At 51.9% G+C, this 18,964-nt stretch carries 15 protein-coding genes; 6 read left to right on the forward strand and 9 right to left on the reverse strand.

Annotated features, from left to right (window positions below):
* Positions 1-117: 117 nt before the first annotated feature.
* Positions 118-2,454: an EAL domain-containing protein gene (locus BS29_RS13685; RefSeq protein WP_229954195.1), complete on the reverse strand. Its 2,337-nt coding sequence runs from the start codon at positions 2,452-2,454 to the stop codon at positions 118-120.
* A 152-nt stretch (positions 2,455-2,606) separates the two neighbouring features.
* A complete protein-coding gene (locus tag BS29_RS13690; RefSeq protein ID WP_229954196.1) occupies positions 2,607-3,992 on the reverse strand; it encodes a FecR family protein in 1,386 nt (461 codons plus the stop codon).
* 151 nt (positions 3,993-4,143) lie between these two features.
* Here BS29_RS13690 and BS29_RS13695 point away from each other — a divergent pair, with 151 nt between their 5' ends.
* On the forward strand, positions 4,144-5,859 hold the full coding sequence (locus BS29_RS13695) for a ShlB/FhaC/HecB family hemolysin secretion/activation protein (protein ID WP_229954197.1): 1,716 nt from the start codon (positions 4,144-4,146) through the stop codon (positions 5,857-5,859).
* A 280-nt stretch (positions 5,860-6,139) separates the two neighbouring features.
* On the opposite strand, the gene BS29_RS13700 is transcribed toward BS29_RS13695, so the two are convergent.
* Entirely contained in the window at positions 6,140-7,645 is a 1,506-nt protein-coding gene (locus BS29_RS13700) for a LytTR family DNA-binding domain-containing protein (protein ID WP_229954198.1), read from the reverse strand.
* A 123-nt stretch (positions 7,646-7,768) separates the two neighbouring features.
* On the opposite strand from BS29_RS13700, the gene BS29_RS13705 reads away from it, so the two are divergent.
* From BS29_RS13705 to BS29_RS13715, 3 genes are all read left to right on the forward strand, one after another.
* Positions 7,769-8,248: a hypothetical protein gene (locus tag BS29_RS13705; protein WP_229954199.1), complete on the forward strand. Its 480-nt coding sequence runs from the start codon at positions 7,769-7,771 to the stop codon at positions 8,246-8,248.
* Positions 8,203-8,562: a hypothetical protein gene (locus BS29_RS13710; protein ID WP_229954200.1), complete on the forward strand. Its 360-nt coding sequence runs from the start codon at positions 8,203-8,205 to the stop codon at positions 8,560-8,562. Before BS29_RS13705 ends, BS29_RS13710 begins: the two co-directional genes overlap by 46 nt.
* Positions 8,563-8,634: 72 nt before the next feature.
* Positions 8,635-9,678: an alpha/beta fold hydrolase gene (locus BS29_RS13715; protein WP_229954201.1), complete on the forward strand. Its 1,044-nt coding sequence runs from the start codon at positions 8,635-8,637 to the stop codon at positions 9,676-9,678.
* Here BS29_RS13715 and BS29_RS13720 read toward each other — a convergent pair.
* Genes BS29_RS13720 through BS29_RS13730 form a run of 3 tightly spaced genes read right to left on the reverse strand, consistent with a single transcriptional unit; the run spans position 9,675 to position 14,031 of the window.
* Positions 9,675-12,161 (reverse strand): outer membrane protein assembly factor BamB family protein, encoded by a 2,487-nt coding sequence (locus BS29_RS13720; RefSeq protein ID WP_229954202.1) that lies wholly within the window; start codon positions 12,159-12,161, stop codon positions 9,675-9,677. The two genes, BS29_RS13715 and BS29_RS13720, sit on opposite strands and share 4 nt — an antisense overlap.
* Before the next feature lie 38 nt (positions 12,162-12,199).
* On the reverse strand, positions 12,200-12,958 hold the full coding sequence (locus BS29_RS13725; RefSeq protein ID WP_229954203.1) for an SDR family NAD(P)-dependent oxidoreductase: 759 nt from the start codon (positions 12,956-12,958) through the stop codon (positions 12,200-12,202).
* A gap of 14 nt (positions 12,959-12,972) precedes the next feature.
* Entirely contained in the window at positions 12,973-14,031 is a 1,059-nt protein-coding gene (locus BS29_RS13730) for a VOC family protein (protein WP_229954204.1), read from the reverse strand.
* A gap of 186 nt (positions 14,032-14,217) precedes the next feature.
* Between BS29_RS13730 and BS29_RS13735 the strand changes: the two genes are divergently transcribed.
* Positions 14,218-16,731, forward strand: coding sequence for a TonB-dependent receptor (locus tag BS29_RS13735; RefSeq protein WP_229954205.1), 2,514 nt, complete (start codon positions 14,218-14,220; stop codon positions 16,729-16,731).
* A 31-nt stretch (positions 16,732-16,762) separates the two neighbouring features.
* Here BS29_RS13735 and BS29_RS13740 read toward each other — a convergent pair whose 3' ends face one another.
* The 3 genes from BS29_RS13740 to BS29_RS17490 all read right to left on the reverse strand — a co-directional run bounded on the left by BS29_RS13740 (position 16,763) and on the right by BS29_RS17490 (position 18,125).
* Positions 16,763-17,422, reverse strand: coding sequence for a TetR/AcrR family transcriptional regulator (locus tag BS29_RS13740; protein ID WP_229954206.1), 660 nt, complete (start codon positions 17,420-17,422; stop codon positions 16,763-16,765).
* Positions 17,423-17,672: 250 nt separating this feature from the next.
* Positions 17,673-17,795: a DUF5818 domain-containing protein gene (locus BS29_RS17605; RefSeq protein ID WP_407673708.1), complete on the reverse strand. Its 123-nt coding sequence runs from the start codon at positions 17,793-17,795 to the stop codon at positions 17,673-17,675.
* 198 nt (positions 17,796-17,993) lie between these two features.
* Entirely contained in the window at positions 17,994-18,125 is a 132-nt protein-coding gene (locus BS29_RS17490; protein WP_268255399.1) for a hypothetical protein, read from the reverse strand.
* A gap of 208 nt (positions 18,126-18,333) precedes the next feature.
* Between BS29_RS17490 and BS29_RS13745 the strand changes: the two genes are divergently transcribed.
* Entirely contained in the window at positions 18,334-18,933 is a 600-nt protein-coding gene (locus tag BS29_RS13745) for a hypothetical protein (protein WP_229954207.1), read from the forward strand.
* Positions 18,934-18,964 lie beyond the last annotated feature (31 nt).

Here is an 18,964-nt window from a genome sequence, read left to right on the forward strand (position 1 = left end):
TGGTAGTAAATACGAACACCGCGGTCCTGCCACTTCCGTTTTTGCGCCGCAATATCGGACGTTCCGATGGATTCCGCTATTTCGAAATAGACGGCGCTCACAAGGCTTAGTAATCTGTCACCCAGACCATCTGAGCATACGCAAGTTTGTTGTTGCAGCTGCTTTCAACCATGATCTCTCGAAAACCTCCGACGGAATAGGTTTTGAGATATGCCAGCCCTGCCCGACATCGCATCCAAGTCCGCTCAGCATATCCAGGCATGGCTGGCTTTCCACACCTTCCGCCACAACTTTCAAATTTAGTGCCTTGGCCAATTCGATCGTTGATTTTACCATCAGGCGGTTGGAATCATCGGCGATCATGGTTTTTACGAAGCTTTGGTCGATTTTGATTTCATCAATCGGCAAGCGTTGCAAATAGCTCATGGTCGATTGCCCTGTACCATAGTCGTCAATAGAGACGCTGATACCGGCTTCACGGATACGTTTTAGGGCCAGAATGGACCTCTGCAAGTCGGCCAAGGCAGCGGTCTCGGTCACTTCAAATATGACATGCCCATCTCCGGTATTGACGGCTCCGACCATGGCTATCGCTTTTTCAATGAAGGCATCATTACCGAGCAGTTGGGCAGAAATGTTAACTGAACAGCTTAGGCCCGATTGGCGTGCGCTCCATATCGACAGGTCGTCGAGCGCATTTTTCAGGACATTAAGTGTAAGCTCATCAATCCGCCCTGCCTTTTCCAATATCGGAATGAAAATCTCCGGACTGATAATTCCTCTTTCTGGATGTTCCCAACGGACTAAGGCCTCGGCACCTTCCAGCCGGTCTTCCCGAAGATTCCATTTTGGCTGATAAACTGTCCAAATGTTTCCAAATTCAATGGCTTGCTCCAGCTCAACAAGTAAATTTTGTTTTTGGCCTATTGCGCGAGCCGCTTCCTCATCATGCAAGGCCCAGCGTCTTCCCTTTGCAATAGCTTGTTCGGTAGCAATTTTCGCTTTATCGATCGATTCACCGCTAATGCCAAAAAAGGCGTTCAGTTTGATCTTTGTTCCGCCCGCCATCACTGGAGAATGGAACAGCGCAACAGCCGTATCAAAATGTCCCGATATATCGCTGGCATAATCCTCTTTGATCACCCAACAGACCATATTGGTGTCGAGATGAAAAACACGCTCGCCTTCAGCCAGAAATTTTAGCCTATCAGCTAGGTTTTTAAACAGGTCTACGCGCATTTCTTTATTGGTCACGACTAGTAGTTCGTGAAAATCAGACAGGCGCGCCACGGCAATGTTACGTGCGCCACGGCGATCAAGAAACTGTGACAGGGCTGCTTCATTGGGTAGCGCGCTATCTGCGTTGGAAAACTGACTGCGATTTAAGGCAAAATTGGTTCTCAGGAATTTCTCTATCAGGAGGAAAAAGCCGAGGAAGAACAACGCTGGGACATTGGAAAAAGTAAAAAGAGCCAAGTATTCAGCCACTAGAATGAAGGCGAACAAGGAAAGGCCAATCAAAACGGCAACAGGCGTGATGCTATTATCGTTCGCCCGATTGCGCGAAACCCATATCAGCAATATAACAGCGGCAAAGAGTAAAGACGGCAGATACCCAATGTCCGTTACGTTCGTGCCTTGCACAAGTGTTTCGGCTGCCATGGCCTGAATTACGACACCTGGCATCATACCATAGCGGCTAATGGGATAGCGATCACCCAATTCGATCGCGGTCGCCCCGATCATTATTTTTTTGTTTCTTAAACCCAAATCCTGCCGATCGGACCGCAATATGTCGACAAAGCTGTAGCGTGGGATAGTCGCTGGATTGATCGACTGATCAATGGGGAATTTCTTGTCAATATGACCTGGAGTCTCCGCCACCATACTCGCTAGTGACGGGCGGACGATATTATTTGTGACCGTGCCATAACTATAGTCGTTCAATTGCCCGTTCTTGTCGGGATGGACATTGACTGAGGCGAGAAATGCATGCTTGCCAAACAAATCTATCGGCAAACTCTCCACATATCCACTTTTCGTCGAACTTTGGTCCTGTTTGAAGGTTGGTAGAATAATCGTGGCATCTGAATTTTCCAAGGCTGCCGCAAATCTGCTATCCTGTTCAACCGTGGAATGCGAAGAAAAATCAACATCAAACGCTATTTGCGCGACGCCAGCTGCAGAGAGTTTTTCAACCAGTTCAGCATAATATTTGCGCGGCCAAGGCCAACGATCGAGCGTCTGGATGGATTTGGCATCAATTTCGACAATGGCAATGTCGCCCGATGCAGGCCTTTCGAGCAGTTCAGCACGCAGGTTTTGGAATTGTCGTTCCACCTCGCCGCCTATACCGATAATCGGCAACGCGATTGCAGCTGAAAGCGACAAAGCCCAAGCAAAGAAAATGCGCCATGATGCACGGGCGCGAACAGAGGCAAAAATGGCTCTCAAAAATAACTCCACAAAACGGCTTTGCGGGTTTGTAGGAGATATGTCTCTATTTAGCGTTAACCTTAGGGAAGGCGCACGGCAAAAGTTAAATAATTCGCAAAAATCAGGATTCTTTGCTTCATTGAACAGGCAGAAAATTAGCTTTTTTGGTTCTACCGCGGTCTCCTACCATTGGCATTGCCTCTTCCGGGGTTGCTATCATCAAAGCCATCCGGGTCATTGCCATGGCCGTTGTTGCCATCATCATTGCCTTTGCCTTTTCCGCCGCCTCTGCCGGGATTGCTTTCGTCAAAGCCATCATCGTCGTTACCGTGGCCATTATTGCCATCGTCGTCCCGATCGTCATCGTCCAGATCATCATCATCCCGATCATCGTCATCCCGGTCATCGTCGTCCCGGTCATCGTCGTCCCGATCATCGTCATCCCGGTCATCGTCATTACCCTGATCGTCATCGTTCTGATCATCTTCACCTTGGCCCTGATCGCTGTCGTTCAGGTCACCTTCGCTCTCATCTCCAGTATCCTGACCGTCATCGCCCTGACCTTCGTCATCCTCGCCTGTATAGCCTTGATTGTCATCTTCCAGGTTATCATTAACCTGATCGTCATTGCTTTGATCAGTATTTTCGTTTTGCTCGACATCACCTACATCATGATCATCGCTTGTGTCAGATTCTTCGTCGCTAATATCGTCGTTCGTATCTTCAAGCACATCGGCCGCAAGTACGCCGATGGATTCTTCTGCGTTCTCGACTATGACAAATCTGTTATAATCAACGTCACCACGGATAAGGCCGTTGGTTAACTCTGCCAACTCAACCCCTTCTTCACCAATCGGCACCGAGACCGCACCCGACAAGTTGGATGAGGGAAGCGTGATGCTCGCCACGTTTGAAGATGCTGAAGATTGTGCAGAGGTGGTTGTTACATTTTCATTCCCTGTCGTGTTTGGTTTGTTCGGGGATTCGATCACCCGGCGCTCGCCATCCAATACCACCAGACTGAAAGGATCATTGGCATTGATCATGCCGATCACGCCTGGGGTGACCAGTTCGGATGCACCATCATCCAGTGTGGACACCTCGACAGCCCCTTCCGTGACCTGCACGGCAGAGCCTTCGGCACTTACTGAAACGCTAAAGGTGGTCCCTTTGACAACAGCCGCCATATAAGGCGTTTTTACACCGAAATGCGGTGTTTCCTTCTTGTCGATCCGGAACAGAACATTACCGAAATATTCGATGATCTGCGTGATCTTACCACTTTTCTTTGGTTCGGCGATTTCGATATGGCTAGCGGGTGAAACCACCAGATACTCACCGCCGCGCAATAATACAGCGCGTCCCTTTGGACCGGTTTTGATAACATCACCGGGTGCCAGCTTAGTCTGGCGCTGTGCGATTTTTACAACCCCTTTACGCGCTATCGTAACATTTCCGCTGATTTCGGATACCTGCCAACCCGGGGCGCCGGCATAGGCAGCACCGCTCGATAGCAATGCTGCGACAATAAGTGATTTGGTAATCGGACGGCGCATAACAACAACTCTTCACTAAAATGAGCCTTGCCGTTTAAGACGCAGTTTTGAAGATAAGAAAAACATAGCTAGTTAAAAAGAAATTAATTCATCCCCTTGATAACCAACATTTAATACCATCTCACTATATCAGAACGCCGATCAGCAGATTATGAGTATTGGTGTTATTTTGCCGCGGAAATTACTATCTTCCATCCTATTGGCCCTGTCTGTCCCTGCATTGGGACAGCAGGTTGCTATGGCTCAAGACAAGCAGACTGCTGCGCTAGATACTGGCATCTGGACGGTTGGTTTTCCGGAACCCGATGTTTCGGATCGGTCCGTATCCCGCCCTCTCACACAATCATCAGATGCCGGGAACCTAACAGTTCCTCAAATTCAAACGCCTGAAGAAACACTGCTGGTCAGCGAAGGTTCGGAAAATTTCAGGATTGGGGCTATTGGCGTGGTCGGTGCCAATGCGTTGAACGTCGCTGTTTTTTCGTCTGTTGTAGAAAGTTTTATCGGCCAGGAGGCAACCGAGGAAGAGCTCGCCTCATTGACGCAGCAAATAGCTGATATTGCAAGGGAAGAAGGCTATATTTTCGCGTCAGCCTATATACCGGAACAGTCGGTTGAATTGGGTGTGCTGGAGATCCAATTGATCGAAGGCACGATCGATACGGTGCGGATCATCGGTTCGGACAATCAGCATCTGCACAAAATCCTGTCCTCCCTGGAAGGCAAAGTCGCGCATCGTCCCGAAATTGAACGCAAATTGCTGCTGGCCGGAGATATTCCCGATATCCGGGTGCGGTCCACGAATTTTCTGCAGGACAATGGTTTGAACATTTTGCAAGTCAAGGTTCGCGAACGCGGCGATCGTGTCCGCATACAGGCCGACAATTACGGCAGCGACAGCTTCGGTCCGGTACGAGCCCGACTTTCCGGCGATATCCGGGCGGCGATCCATGATTCCGATGCCCTCGGCGTGTCCATACGAACCAATCCGATCGAACCCGACGAGATACTATCAGTCAACGGCTATTACGAAGCCTCGATTGGTACAAACGGGTTGAAAGCGGGGATCGCCGGCTCGGTAGGCGACACCGCTCCAGGGGGCAATGCGGCAGGCTCCGACATTTCCGGAGAAAGTCGCTACTTGGCACTATTTGCCAGCTATCCACTTGTGCGGGCTTCATCCGGCAGCCTCTGGGTGGAAACCGAAGCCGCCTATTTGTCGATCGACCGCGATGATTTGAACGCTCTGATCCGTGAAGACACGCAAGTCACGGTATCAATGGGCGTTCGGGGTGAATTACCGTTTGCCGGTGGAAGGGTGCGGGCCGGTGCTGCCATTGTCCAGGGGTTTGATATTTTCGACGCGACCCGCTTCGGCAATCCGTTGGCATCACGGCGTGACGGCGACGGCGTATTTACCAAGGGCGAATATTGGGCAGATTTCAGGACCGGGTTAACCAAAGACCTTAGTATCTATCTTGCTGCCCGCGGCCAAATCGCCAACCGTCAGCTGCTCGCTGCTCAGGAAATCAGCATCGGCGGTGCTTATCGCGTGCGCGGCTTTGATTTCAGCGAATTGTCAGGCGATGAAGGTTTTTACAGCTTGGCCGAGCTGCGATATAATGTGAAATCACAACTATCGTGGCTGAAAAGATTACAAATCTATGGTTTTGCCGACTTGGGCTATGTCAATGACATTGCCAGCGATAGTAGCGAAGGTACACTGATTTCTGCCGGACCAGGCGTTCGCGGACGCATCGGGCCATTTGATTTCGAACTAGAAACAGCGCTTCCAATCAATCGTGACAGACGCAATAGCGAAGACAAAAGCCCCCATGTGAATATCCGAGTGGGATTGGACCTTTAGCGTACAGATGAGATGGCTCGTTGTTTCCTGTTTTTCTATCCGAGCTAAAAAGCAACAACACTAAACCAAGCTAGACGTCGCGCTGCTTGGTCTTGGATACCCATGCTTGTAATGACCCTTTCTCCGCCCTGTTAAGGCGTTGAGACAAGCGAGTTGATTTTTCTGTAGTAGTGTCGGAAGCAGAATGGCAGTTCTCAATCTGTCGCCGCCACAAAGCAGACAGTCTGCTTTCGGCCCACTGGCTGTCAACGAATGATCCAGCTAATAAGATTTGATTGAATTATCCCAATGCACGCCGAACGGACGGCATGATCCGACGACTTACCGGCACTTCGCTTGCGTCCGAAAGTACAAGCCAGCCATTGCCTTGATCGCTTCGTTTCAATGACTGCACATGGCGGGTGTTAACCAAGTGGGACCGATGAACACGTATGAATGTCAAGGACAGCCGCTTCTCTACTTCGGAAAGCGACTCGTTGTGGAGCAGTTCGCGACCATCGTCGGTGAGTATTTCGACGTAGCCACCTGAGCTTCGAAGTTGTATGATCCGATCCGCTGTTATTCGATCAATCCGTCCGTTGCTCTTCACCGCAATTTCGACTGGCTTTTCCGCTTGAACTACCTGCTCTAGGGCAAGTTCCAGACGGTTGGCGCGTCCCTCCGCTTCTCTTCGGCGTCGAACTTGTTCAGCTGCATTGAATGCACTTTCCGCTAAGAGGAAGATCATTAGCAAAGCGACGAGATAGAAGAACAAAACGTCGAGAAAGTAAGACAGAAAAGCGAGGTTCGTCGTCACGAAAATCAGGCCGATCACCAGATAGCGTCGAGCACGATACGCTTTCTTGAAAGACCAATATGATAGCAAAATAACACTAAGTGCAATTGGCGCTAGCATCGCAGCCGCCGCCTTTTGATCATAACCCTCGACAGCGATTATACCGACTAAACTGAGGATAGCCGACGCGAAAATGACAAGCGTTGTTTTGTGCGGCGCGAAGAGGCTTGAAACCAGTGATGAGAAGCTTACGCCAAACGCAGACGAAAATATGACAATGAGCATTAACCGGATATCATGTGTCGGGTATGTATAAGCGATCATCCCGCGCGAAAGCTCGGCTGATAGCTGCAAAGCAGCGAACGCACACATGGAAAACAAAGAGAGGCTTGTTTGTCGCTGTCGTCCAGAAACGGCAGTCGTCAAAAAATATATCATCGTGAGCACAAACAGCCCTAATGTCGGCAGTGATGGCCAGTAGTGCGCCATTATCGTATGTTGGGGATCCTTAGCAGGACCGATCCCAATCCAATGGACCGGGTGAGCGAGGTTTAGAAGGCCGCCATGGGATGAAGCCTTCAGGACGATCGTATTCTCTCCCGCTTGAAAGAGAGTTTGCGGCGCATAGATCACAGCATCCATAAAACCGCTGGATTCTCGCTCTGGATCCAAGTGGGGCGATCCATTCGACCCTATGAACTGCCCATTCAAATAGACATCTGATGAGAACTTTCCGGATATCAGTACAGCTAGAGGCTCTCCTTTCGGTCCCGTAGTTTGGTCAAGATTGACCAGCGTCTTGATCCAAATGGCCTTGTCTTGAGGATCAACTGCGTTCGCGATTATCATGGCGCAATTCGCTGCCTCGAAGCTCGGAGGTGGTCCTGCTGCGGACGAAGCAGGACAAACGACGACATTGCTATACTCTATACTTTCGAAGCCTGAACCTTGCGCATAGCCAGCGCTCTGAATTGCCAAATAAAGGCCAAGAAAAATAATTAGTCTGGTCATACATGCCGCCTACCTCAGGCTGGCAAGATCGTGAAGCACCGTTCGTCAGACGGACGCTACCACTCAATAGTAGCCGCGTTTCCGAATCTAAAAGTCAATTAATATACTAGCAAAAAATACAGAGTGGTTAGCATCGTTCATGAACGCGTTGCATCCATCGCCAAAGTCAAAGCTAATATTGTTGCAGCTTTTATCATGCCATCTGTGGCACACGCTGAAACCATAGCGGCATCAGCAGTCTCTGCTCCAGCCGGCGAGACTCCAATTGTATTCGAGTCGAATGCCGAGGACCGAGTAGACGCATTTTCAGGCACACTGCAGGTTAAGGAAAACCATGATGATCACAGCAGCAGGTTCATGACACTTCGTTATGTCCGGTTCCCGGCGACCGGCGACGCACCGGGTTCTCCTATTGTCTATTTAGCAGGAGGCCCCGGTAGCTCCGGCATAGCAACTGCGAAGTGGCGGTGCTTTCGGGTATTCATGGCAATGCGAGAATTCGGCGATGTCATTGCATTTTATCAACGTGGCACTGGCATGTCCAATGACGTTCCTCTGTGCAAGTCACCATCGGAATTTTCCAACACGCAAATATCGATCTGAAGCTCGGCGTCTGGGAATATATCTTCTCAATCGGCGACAATTCAATCGACGACAATTACCACTATCCCGACAAGGGTGTTGATGGCAGCAATTATGGCGGTGAGTTTATCATCAATGAAATCCTGTTCGGTACCTTCCACAAGGTGAAAGGCGAACGCCCGCACGATCATATCGGCATCGGCACCGCGCCCAATTATCCGATGACGTTTGCCGGACTGCTGATCGCACCGTTCCTGAGGGACCAAAAAATATTTGGCGGTGAGGGTGAAACAACCAGGGATCAGGCCGCCAGCAACCTAAAAAATTACTTATAGTATTGGTGACTGAGACTTGTAGACTCCAAGTCTACTTATTTCGTAATTGATTGATGGCGGCAGGGAAATATTGTGTCTTGGATAAAACGTATCGGAATATCATTGCTATTGGCGGTTCTGTTGGGCGGGTCGGGCACCTATATTTGGGCAAAGCTGCCGGTCACGGTCGACCGGGAAAAGGCGGATGCTGCTGTAGAACTGCTTGCTAACCGGTCTGTTGGCGAGCTTGGCTACAAAGAGGGGTATTTCGAGCATGAAGGCCGCTCGCTTCACTATGTCGAAGCTGGAACCGGTGAACCCATTGTGTTCTTACACGGTTTCCCATCTTTCTGGTTCTCATTTTTGCGTCAAGTCGAGCATTTCGGTGGCGACTACAGGGTGATCGCAATTGACGGGCTGGGTGCTGGAAAGTCAGACGCGCCATCCAACGTAGAGGCGTATCAACTGGAAGCGATGGGCGCGCATCTCGCCGCGCTGCTGGATCACCTTGGCGAAGAGCGTATCCACATTGTCGGGCACGACTGGGGCTCGGCCTTCGCCATTGGTTTTGCGCAAAGCTATCCGGACCGTGTGCTGTCGGTGACCGGGATCAGTGCTCCGGCGCTCAATGCCAGCCTTCATGCGCTGGAGGTGGATCCCAAGGCGCGTAAAAGTGCTGCTTATGTGGAGCGTTTCAAGCGCGCCAATCCGCCGCTTTTGGTCCTGCTTGGAACGGCCGCTTCGATATATGATGGCGCGTATCGGCCCTTGGTGGAAGATGGCAAACTGTCACCCGATGAAGGCACGCTCTTCCGGAATGGGACGAGCGATGCGAAGCGCACCAACGCCCATATCAACTGGTATCGCGCGAACATTCCCCATCCCGACGATTTGAGTGAAACTGACTTCTGGCCTTCTCGTGATGCGCGTGTGACCGCACCTGCGCTATATATCTGGGGTGACGACGATCCCATTTACAACAAGGTAGCGATGGATCGGCTTACGATATTATCGGACCAGTCACGCATGGTCACGTTTCCAGGGGTCGGTCACTGGCCGCATGTTCGCAGGGCTGAGGAGGTGAATATAGCAATGGCCGAGCATATCGCAGCAGCCTCGCCGGCCAATGCAGACTAATCCTCCAGCGCGTAAGCGATGACATATCCCCCTTTGCCGTCAACAACAGCCTGAGAATCGATATATTGGTTTGTCGCTGGATCACGCGGATAGCGCCAGGTTGGATTGGGCACGGTAACAATCAGATATTGTTTCCCGTTTTGCCGTGAACGATAGGTCATGGGCGTGGCCAAACCGTTGCCGGGCAGCTTTGATTCCCACTTAACCTCGCCGGTGCGAAGATCATAGGCGCGGACTTTTTCATCCATGGTGGAGCTTAGGAAGGTAAGGCCGCCACGTGTTGTCAGTGTACCGGCACGCACCGCCGTTCCCACTTCATAGGGGATACCGGACCGGATGTTGAATGGTCCAGACTGGCTCATGTCCCCTGCTGGACGGCTCCACAGCAATTCCTTGGTATTGAGGTCGATCACCGCAATTTGCGACCATGGTGGTTCAAAGCATGGAACATGGGTTCCGAGCCGCGACATGAATGGCTGCGGATAGCCATAGGCAGAGATCCGGCGGAAGTCGTATGGATCGTTTGGATCAGGATCACCTAGCTCGGGTATCGGTGCGTCATCCGTGTACCGGACATTCGGATGGTTCGGCCCCAGCACGAATTGCGCAATCGGCCCCGCTTCGGCAACCTGTTCCTTGGTCACCATACTCAGTCGGTGCGCGAGCATCATTGGCGCGGCGACCAGCAGACCGTTATCGGCATCGACAGACACACTGCCCCAGTTAAACCCGCCGAAATTGCCCGGATACAACATCGTCCCCGTCTGGGTGATGCCGGTCACCATCGAAGGAGGTGTATACATGCCCTCATAGTTCATCGTGCGGTATTCGATCCGGCAGGCCATCTGGTCGATTGGGGTCAGACCCCACATGTCCTTTTCGTAGCGATAGGGATGAAAGTCCGGCAGTGGCGAGTCAGGCTGTGTCGGTGAGAGTTTCTCGCCCGGCACGTCGCTGCCCTGCGGGACCGGAACCTCAGGGATCGGGTGAACGGGTGTCCCATCGCGCCGATCAAGCAGGAAGATATCGCCCATCTTGGTCGGTACCGCGACCGACGGGACCAGTTCGTCTTTGAGGCGCACATCAACCAGCACCGGTTGTGCGGGCACATCATAGTCCCACACATCATTATGGACTGTCTGGTATTTCCAGCGTTCTTTCCCCGTAGCAGCGTCTATAGCCACCACTGCTGAAGAGTATTCTTCTTCGAACTTCCTGCGAATGCCGCCGAAATAATCCGGTGGAGGGTTACCGGTCGGTGCATAGATCAGGCCCAATTCAGCGTCATAACTCATGATCGACCAGACATTGGGCGTCCCTGGCGTGTAGGTCTCACCTTCAGATGGAAATCCGTTGTTGTCCGGATTGCCGAGATCCCAGGCCCAACTTAACTTACCGGTCATCGCGTTGAAAGCGCGAACCACACCCGACGGATGGCCCAGATTCTGCGTGTCCGCGACTTGGCCGCCAACAACCAGATTGTCGCCCGCTACCAGCGGAGACGAGGTTACCCAATATTCAAACCGTTCATGGTTGTCACCCATTCCTTTCCAAAGATCGACAACGCCATTTTCGCCGAAGTCGGTGCACAGCTCTCCGGTGTCGGCGTCAACGGCAAGGATGGTCGCGTCGACCGTCGAGGTGACGACCCGTTTTGCACATTGTCCGGCGTAGCCGTCGGGGGCTTCGTGGTAGCCGACCCCGCGACATGTGCGCGCATATTGATTTTCCATTGGCGGCTGAATGCCATGATCGTAGCGCCAGATTTCCTCGCCCGTCGCGTCGTCGATTGCGATCATCACGTTTCGTGCCGTGCACAGATATAATCTGCCGTCAATGTTCAGCGGGGTGGCCTTGAAATCCTCTTCCACGCCGGTGCGATAACGCCAGACTTCTCTCAGTCCGCTGACCGTGTCGGCGTTAATGTCTTCAACCGTGGCGAAACGCGTGCCGCCTTCGGTGTTGCCATAGTGGCGCCAGTCATCGCTGGCTGCCACGGCATCACCGGACCGGATCGTACCTTCGCCATTCCGGACATAATCCTGCATGCTGGCCAGCAGCAGAACCGCGATGGAGGCGAGTGACGCACCGCCAACCCACCATCTATTTGCCGGCTGCTTTGATGTATCTTGACCTTCGTCGCTGGCAGGAATGCGAAGCGTTTGGCGATACCAGGGCGTCAGGAACCAGATGCCGAGGCCCAGCCACATCGCCAGCCTCGGCAGTAATCCGAGGAAGTGCAGCTCAGCCTCAAAGATCGACCAAATCAGCGTTACACCAAGAATCGCCGCAAAAAATTTGGGGGCCTTGTCGCTGCGACGAAACACAAGGACGCCAACCGCTATGGTCGCGATCCCTGCCAATAGATAATAGGGGCTGCCACCAAGATAGATCAGGAAGCCGCCACCCAGAGTAAGCAACAAACCGATTAACCCCAGCAGGAGGATGAAGACCCAATGCAAAACACTCGACAACCTCATCATATAATCCCCTTATCCTCAATCACGCTGCTGCTCCCCGCTTAGAGTGGGAAGATCGACGCACCTCCGTCGAGCACAATGCCTTGGCCCGTCATGAAATCGCTTTCACGCGATGCCAGGAAGACTGCAATGCCCTCCATGTCTTCGAACTCACCAATTCGGCCTATGGCGGAGCGACGCCGTGCAGCATCCTGAAATTGCTGACTGGTATCAAGGGACATTTCTGTCTCAATAAAGCCCGGCATGATCGCATTGACGCGAATGCCGGCTTGCCCAAGCTCCATTGCTATCGCCTGTGTCAGGCCGATTACGGCTGCTTTGGTGGTAGAATAGCCCGCGGCACCGCCGCTGCCGACTTTTGCAGCAATGGACGAGGTGACGATCAATCGACCGGGAATTTTATTCGCGACCATATAGTCACTGACAGGCCCCCAGGTCTGAACAACGCTCATCAGGTTCAGATCGATCGTGTCGAGCCAAGTCTGTCTTCCAACCTGACTGGACAGTCCGCGAAAACCCCCGCCGCCCGCATTGGCGAAACAGCTATCGACTTTACCGAAGCGCTCCAGCGTCTTAGCGAATGTTTCGGCGATAGCCGCTTCGTCAGTGACGTCACAGGCGTAGGCCTCCACATCACCACCCATAGAGCGAAGCTCTTCAACCGCAGCAGCATTTTTCTGCTCGTTGCGTCCCCAGATTGCGACTTTCGCGCCAGCTTTCACCAGCCCGCGACAATAAGCCAAACCGAGCCCACCGTTTCCGCCGGTTACTATGGAAACGTGGCCTGAAAGATCGAACATTTTTTTAAAACCCCTTATTCTATACCGTTATTTTTGAAATTGCGTGATGAGACAAAGGAATCTGTCGGCGCGGTTTGAAGGCCGAGTAGATTCCCATCCGGGTCACGGCCAAACATGATTTGCCCGCCATCCATCGGAGTGGGTTCTGTCTCGATTGTGCCTCCGGCTTTCACCAGCAATTCGCGCGCGGCGTCCATGTCAGACACATCGAAAACAATCATATTATAGCCATTGGCGTCAATCGGGCGGGGCGCCGCCCGATCCTCTGTCGGATGGCTATGGAATTGGAACATCTCCAGTTCGAGATTGCGAATCTGGAACCAGGCTGCCTCGCCAGAGGTTCCTTCCAAACCGCTAACCTTGTCCGATTTTTCTCCTTCCATACGGAGGAAGGGCCACTGGCCGAATCGACGGAACTTTGGCTGACCAAGAAACTTCGCATAAAAGTCTGACAGACGGTCTATATCTGGTGTCGCAAGTGCAACGTGCCGAATGCGGTATTTGTTTTTTGGCGGTTGTGGCAGGTCAAGCTGCGTCACATCGACATGCTCTATCTCGGCGATCAAGCCGTCAAAGTCTCGCGAATACGAATAATATACTGGATTTTTTGGGTTCAGCTGCTGCATTTCCTTCTCGCCCATGAACTGGGCTCCGCCAGTGAGAAATTTTTGGTAAGCCTGCGTTTCCTGATCGACCTGATAACAGACATGCATGATCCCCGGACCCTGCACAGCCATATGTGGAGTGTTTTTGGCTTCTTTCGACGGACTTGCAAAAGACATAAAGCGGACCTGCGCATTGACGCTCCGCATCATTCGGGTTTGCGCCTCAACATCGGTGCGCCCGGTAAGCTGATCGAAGTTGGCGTTCTGTTCAATTACGCTATCGTCAACCTGTTTGAGGTCCATCGCATCTTCGTAAAGTTTGGTGGTCTGGTCGAGATCGCTCACGGTGGCACCTACCCATCCCACACCCTTTATAACTGAGTCCTCGGGTAGTTCTGAGGTCTGTACCCCGCAGGCGCCAAGACCCAGGGTGCCTGCTATCACAAGCGGTAGCTTCGATGTTTTCATTAGCTTCTCCCATGCCACTAGCGCCCGATCGCGACGAGTGATTGCTCGTTCAACTCTATCAGCATTATTGAATATATTTACTAAAAGTCAACATCACATACGATTTGGCTTGAAAAATTCTAAGTATGGAGGCATCTGCGAGCCTGAAGTAAACAAATATATAACTTAAAGCAGGAGAGGAAAACTATGAAAATCGTTAATCGTGCTATGTTGGCCGGAGTCAGTAGCGTTGCGCTTTGTGCCGCGCCTTCTGCGGCCTTTGCGCAGGATGCAGATAATGAAGAGACTTTTGACGACAACCTTATTGTTGTCACCGCTTCAAAGCGTCAGGCAACGTTACAGGAAACGCCGATCGCTGTATCTGTAACGACTGCGGCACAAATTGAGGATGCGCAGGTGCGCGATTTGATCGATCTGCAAACGCTGACGCCCTCGCTTCGAGTGAGCCAAACCAGTCTTTCATCTGTCACCAACTTCATTATCCGTGGCTTTGGTAATGGAGGGGCTAATCCGGGCATAGAGCCGTCCGTTGGCGTTTTCATCGACGGCGTGTATCGCTCACGCGCGGCGGCACAAATCTCCGATTTGCCAGATCTCGAACGTGTCGAAGTCCTGAGTGGCCCGCAATCGACGCTGTTTGGCAAAAATGCTTCTGCCGGAATCATCAGCATTGTCACCCAGGAACCGCAGTTCGAGTTCGGCGGCGTCGCTGAACTCTCTTACGGCAACTATGATGCCGTGGCGGCCAAGGCCAGTATCACCGGTCCGTTGAGTGATACGCTGGCCTTTAGTCTTGGCGGTAGTTACAACCGGCGCGATGGCTACATTGAAGACATTATTATCAATCAGGATATTAACAATCGCAATCGTTGGGGCGTGCGCGGGCAGCTATTATTTCAGCCAAACCCTGATGTCAGTTTCCGCCTGATCGCTGATTACGACAAGATTGACGAAGTATGTTGCGGAGCGACCAATGTGGTCGATGGCCCAACCGGTGCAATTGTGCGCGCAGTCGGAGGTCAGTTCATACCTAATGACGGATTGTCACTCCAAAGTACGGTGAACTTCGCACCCACCAACAAGATCGAGAATTACGGTGTGTCGCTTCAGACAGACTGGTCAGCAGGCGCGATTGATATGACCGGGATTGGCGCTTACCGACGCTCGGATAGTTTTGTGAATCAGGATAGCGATTTCACAAGTCTCAATTCAATTGGCACCAATATCAATACGGTCGATATCCAGACCTATACAGGCGAATTGCGCGCAGCTTCTGATTTTGATGGTCCGCTCAACTTCCTCGTGGGCGGCTTCCTGTTTCACGAAACGATTGATCAAGGCGCCGAGTTTGGAAACGGTGAAGGCTTTGTTCTGTTTGCCAACGCAGCCACAGGCGGTGCCTATAGTGCTCTAGAACCAACATTGCGCGCGCTCATACCCGACATTCCGGAAGGCAGCTTTGGCGGTGTTGGACAAGGCCGTATGCTCGATTATGATTACGAGAACACCTCATTTTCTATCTTCGGTCAACTGGACTTTGAAATTACCGACGGACTAACCCTCACGGTCGGCGCTAACTATACTGAAGATAAAAAACAGGTGGTTTCGAACAATATCAGTACCGATGTTTTCTCCGGTATCGATCTTGTCCAGGCCGGGTTCAACGCGGCAATCGCACAGGGTGCTACCCCTGCACAGGCCAGTGTGCTGGCTTCGGATCTTGACACCAACCCCTTCCTTGCACTTCGGGGGTTACAGTTCAATCCACCTTATCTCAATTTTCCGAATGCGGTTGAAGACGGCCGCACTGACGATAAGGATCTGTCTTATACATTCCGTCTCGCCTATAATGCATCAGATAATCTGAGCCTATATGCGACTTATGCAACCGGGTTTAAGGCATCGTCTTTCAATCTGTCCAACGACAGCCGCCCGTTTGCAGCGGACTTCGTACCAGGCTCTCCCTTCCAGTCTCCGCCGCCCGCTGCATCACCGATTCGGGATGCAGGGCTTGCCGTACCAAATCTCAGAACGGGATCGCGCTTTGCGGGACCAGAAGAGTCGGAACTTTATGAAATTGGTATCAAGGGGCGCTGGGATGGCTTCTCTTTCAACCTCGCCCTGTTCGACCAGACGCTTGAAGGGTTCCAGGCCAATGTCTTTACGGGCACTGGCTTCATTCTAGGTAATGCTGACGAACAATCCGTACGCGGGTTTGAGCTCGACGCAAGTATTTCGCCAATTCCGGAACTGACTTTCACAGCTGGCGTGACTTATCTCGACTCTGTTTTCGACAGCTTCCCGGACGGGAATGCGCTTTCGCCAAACTTTACTGTCATACCCGCCGATCTTAGCGGAGAGCGCCCGGCAGGCGTACCGGAATGGTCGGTAGTGGTTGGCGGCACCTATACGGTTGTTATCGGCGACAGTACGTCTTTGCGATTCCACACTGATTATCAGATGGAGAGCAATGTCGCGCTTGTGAATGGCTTGTCCAACTTCAAACGTGCCGTAGAAAACTTGAATGCATCAGTCACTCTGGGCCTTTCAAACGGTCTTGAACTGTCACTGTGGGGGCGGAACCTTACTGATGCGGCGTATCTCAACGCGGTCTCACCTGCTGTCGGTCAGCCAGGTTCACTTGTAGGTTTCCGCAATCAGCCGCGAACCTACGGCGGTCTGGTACGTTTCCGGTTCTAAAGGCTCTCCGTCGAGACGCAGGGCAATGCAGTCATTGTCCTGCGTCTTTTTTGGTGGCTGACGCGCCAAGCACATAGGAGGGTGACTTTACCTTCAAATGTCTTCCAAACATGTCACCGCGCAAGCCATTAACACTGCCAAGTATCATCGAGACGGTGATATCCTCAATCATCTGCCGGTCCATCCCGCTGCGCACAAGAAACTCACCCGCCGCGGCGGGTAGCCCGAAGGAAATCTCCGTTGCAGCAACTGCCACATCACGTGGGATGTCAAATAATTCAGCGGTTACCTCAGCGAAATATTCGACAGATGGTTCGCGATTATAATGGGTCGGGTTTTGGGCTTTGGCGATATTGGGATAGGCTTGAAGCCGATCAATAATGAGGCCGCGCTCTTCAATGTAAAGGAGATATGCGCGCGTTACCTTGCGGACCAAATCCTCATAGGTGCCAGCGCTTTCTGCCGCCTCTAGCTGTTTTGTGCGCAAGTGCCGATATTCGCGATCCAGCAGCGCTTTCAGCAGCACAATAAGACTGCCAAAGTAGCGATACATCAGAGTTTTACTGACGCCCGCTTTCTCTCCGATGGCTTCCAGGGAAAGGTCGGCTGTACCCTGTTCAACAATCAGAGCAGCGGTGCTGTCGAGGATCATCGCCATACGCTTTTCGCGACCGAACCGGCGAGCTACCACTACTGTTTTTTCGGTACCTATGGTTCTTCCAATCGTTGCGAGTTCTAGATTGCACCAGTCTCATTGGCGGGAATCGCTGCCCTTATCAAGCCCATAGCAAGACATTAAAGTGCCAAAGCTTTGATGATACATACGCAAATGATCTAATTTTCTAAACGGTTGTAGTGCACTAAAAGGAGGACATTTGGTCTTTGGGATCTCAATTTTCGTTACCGCGTAGATAAAACTCGAAGCGGCTTAACCAACTGCTTTACCATAGCTTTCCTGCACACCAAATCCGATCAACATTGATCAGATTAAATCCCATGCGTTTCACTTCAACAGCCACGCGTTTTCCGATCAGTTTTCTAACATTGCCGCTTATATCAAGCATCTACCGGCCACCGCCGTCCACTTCCAATGCATGGCCCAATGGCGCCCGGCGCAATATGCCGGTTTCTCTATGTATCATTTCTTTTGGCATTTCCGGTTTCCGCGGAAGTCGTCTGCGGCATGCCCCGGCTTTCGACTTCATACCCGATCCTTGATGATCGGGGAGCTAGTAAACCGAGCACGCCGATCCCTAAGACCTTTAGGCTGGAGAGCCCAGGACATACGTCGCAGGCTCCCCGACCGTGAGATCAATAAGTGCGACGCTATTAATGGCAAAAAGATCTCGAGCCGTACCCGGTCGTGCCGCTTCTGCATCATGCTTCTGTATCATATAGTTGCTCCCACATCTGGCAGAACGACATCCCAAATACAGCCTGTGGCGCGGTTCGAATTCCCTGTAGATGGGTGCGCATTTCCCTGTTATCTCTCGAGTGCGGTGTTACAGTATCGACTACGCGAGTGGCAGAATTTCTTTACTGGCATCGATTGTTGCCGGAGCAGCCCGGTTCTCCACAGGCGATTCAGCTTCAGCGCGGGGAATGGATGCGTCGGCGCAGACTGACGAAGATCTACGCAAGCGTGTTAAGGCAGCGAAGCATGACAAAAAGCACAAAACTCATGGTGCTCATGACGTTGCAACACTTGGTGCCGATATCTCTCAAAGGAAAATCGACAAACTTCACAAGCAGCTGGGCGAACATGCTCCGGCCTACAAACCAAAAACTCATGCCCTCAAGAAAACACATCCGGCGCACCGCGAAACGGGATCACATGCAATTATCAGTTCCAAGTCCGCCCAGGCGGCCGGTCGTTGGGGTTATCCTGAGCCTGCTATTGATTTTGTCGGTATCGCTCAACGGAGAGCAAATGGCCCTTCTTCCTTTGTCGGCCCCGATAATCGGCGTTTGACAAACGCCGAAGTGGCCAGCTTCTACGATCAAGGCATAATTACACCAAGAGGACTCCCTGCTGCTGGGCAAGCGCAAACTGTCAGATTTGTGCCCGCTGGCATGTTTGCTCCGCCGGAACTGCAAGGAATAACGGTACCAAATACTGCAACAAGTCAGCTTTCAAAGGCCAAATTGCCCGAGCAAATACAGTCCAACCCCAATGGTGTGACGGCTTTTGTCGCCAATTGATTAATCTTTGGATATCAGCCGGGCAAACGTT

Origin of the sequence: Parasphingorhabdus litoris DSM 22379 (genome assembly GCF_020906275.1) — a bacterium.
In the GTDB taxonomy this organism is placed as follows: domain Bacteria; phylum Pseudomonadota; class Alphaproteobacteria; order Sphingomonadales; family Sphingomonadaceae; genus Parasphingorhabdus; species Parasphingorhabdus litoris.

What these genes read in the sequence shown, in the direction of transcription:
- BS29_RS13690 (WP_229954196.1), bottom strand. Translation starts at nt 3,992, where the DNA reads ATGCGCCGTCCGATTACCAAATCACTTATTGTCGCAGCATTGCTATCG.
- BS29_RS13695 (WP_229954197.1), top strand. Translation starts at nt 4,144, where the DNA reads ATGAGTATTGGTGTTATTTTGCCGCGGAAATTACTATCTTCCATCCTA.
- BS29_RS13700 (WP_229954198.1), bottom strand. Translation starts at nt 7,645, where the DNA reads ATGACCAGACTAATTATTTTTCTTGGCCTTTATTTGGCAATTCAGAGC.
- BS29_RS13720 (WP_229954202.1), bottom strand. Translation starts at nt 12,161, where the DNA reads ATGATGAGGTTGTCGAGTGTTTTGCATTGGGTCTTCATCCTCCTGCTG.
- BS29_RS13725 (WP_229954203.1), bottom strand. Translation starts at nt 12,958, where the DNA reads ATGTTCGATCTTTCAGGCCACGTTTCCATAGTAACCGGCGGAAACGGT.
- BS29_RS13730 (WP_229954204.1), bottom strand. Translation starts at nt 14,031, where the DNA reads ATGAAAACATCGAAGCTACCGCTTGTGATAGCAGGCACCCTGGGTCTT.
- BS29_RS13735 (WP_229954205.1), top strand. Translation starts at nt 14,218, where the DNA reads ATGAAAATCGTTAATCGTGCTATGTTGGCCGGAGTCAGTAGCGTTGCG.
- BS29_RS17605 (WP_407673708.1), bottom strand. Translation starts at nt 17,795, where the DNA reads ATGCTTGATATAAGCGGCAATGTTAGAAAACTGATCGGAAAACGCGTG.
- BS29_RS17490 (WP_268255399.1), bottom strand. Translation starts at nt 18,125, where the DNA reads ATGATACAGAAGCATGATGCAGAAGCGGCACGACCGGGTACGGCTCGA.
- BS29_RS13745 (WP_229954207.1), top strand. Translation starts at nt 18,334, where the DNA reads ATGGATGCGTCGGCGCAGACTGACGAAGATCTACGCAAGCGTGTTAAG.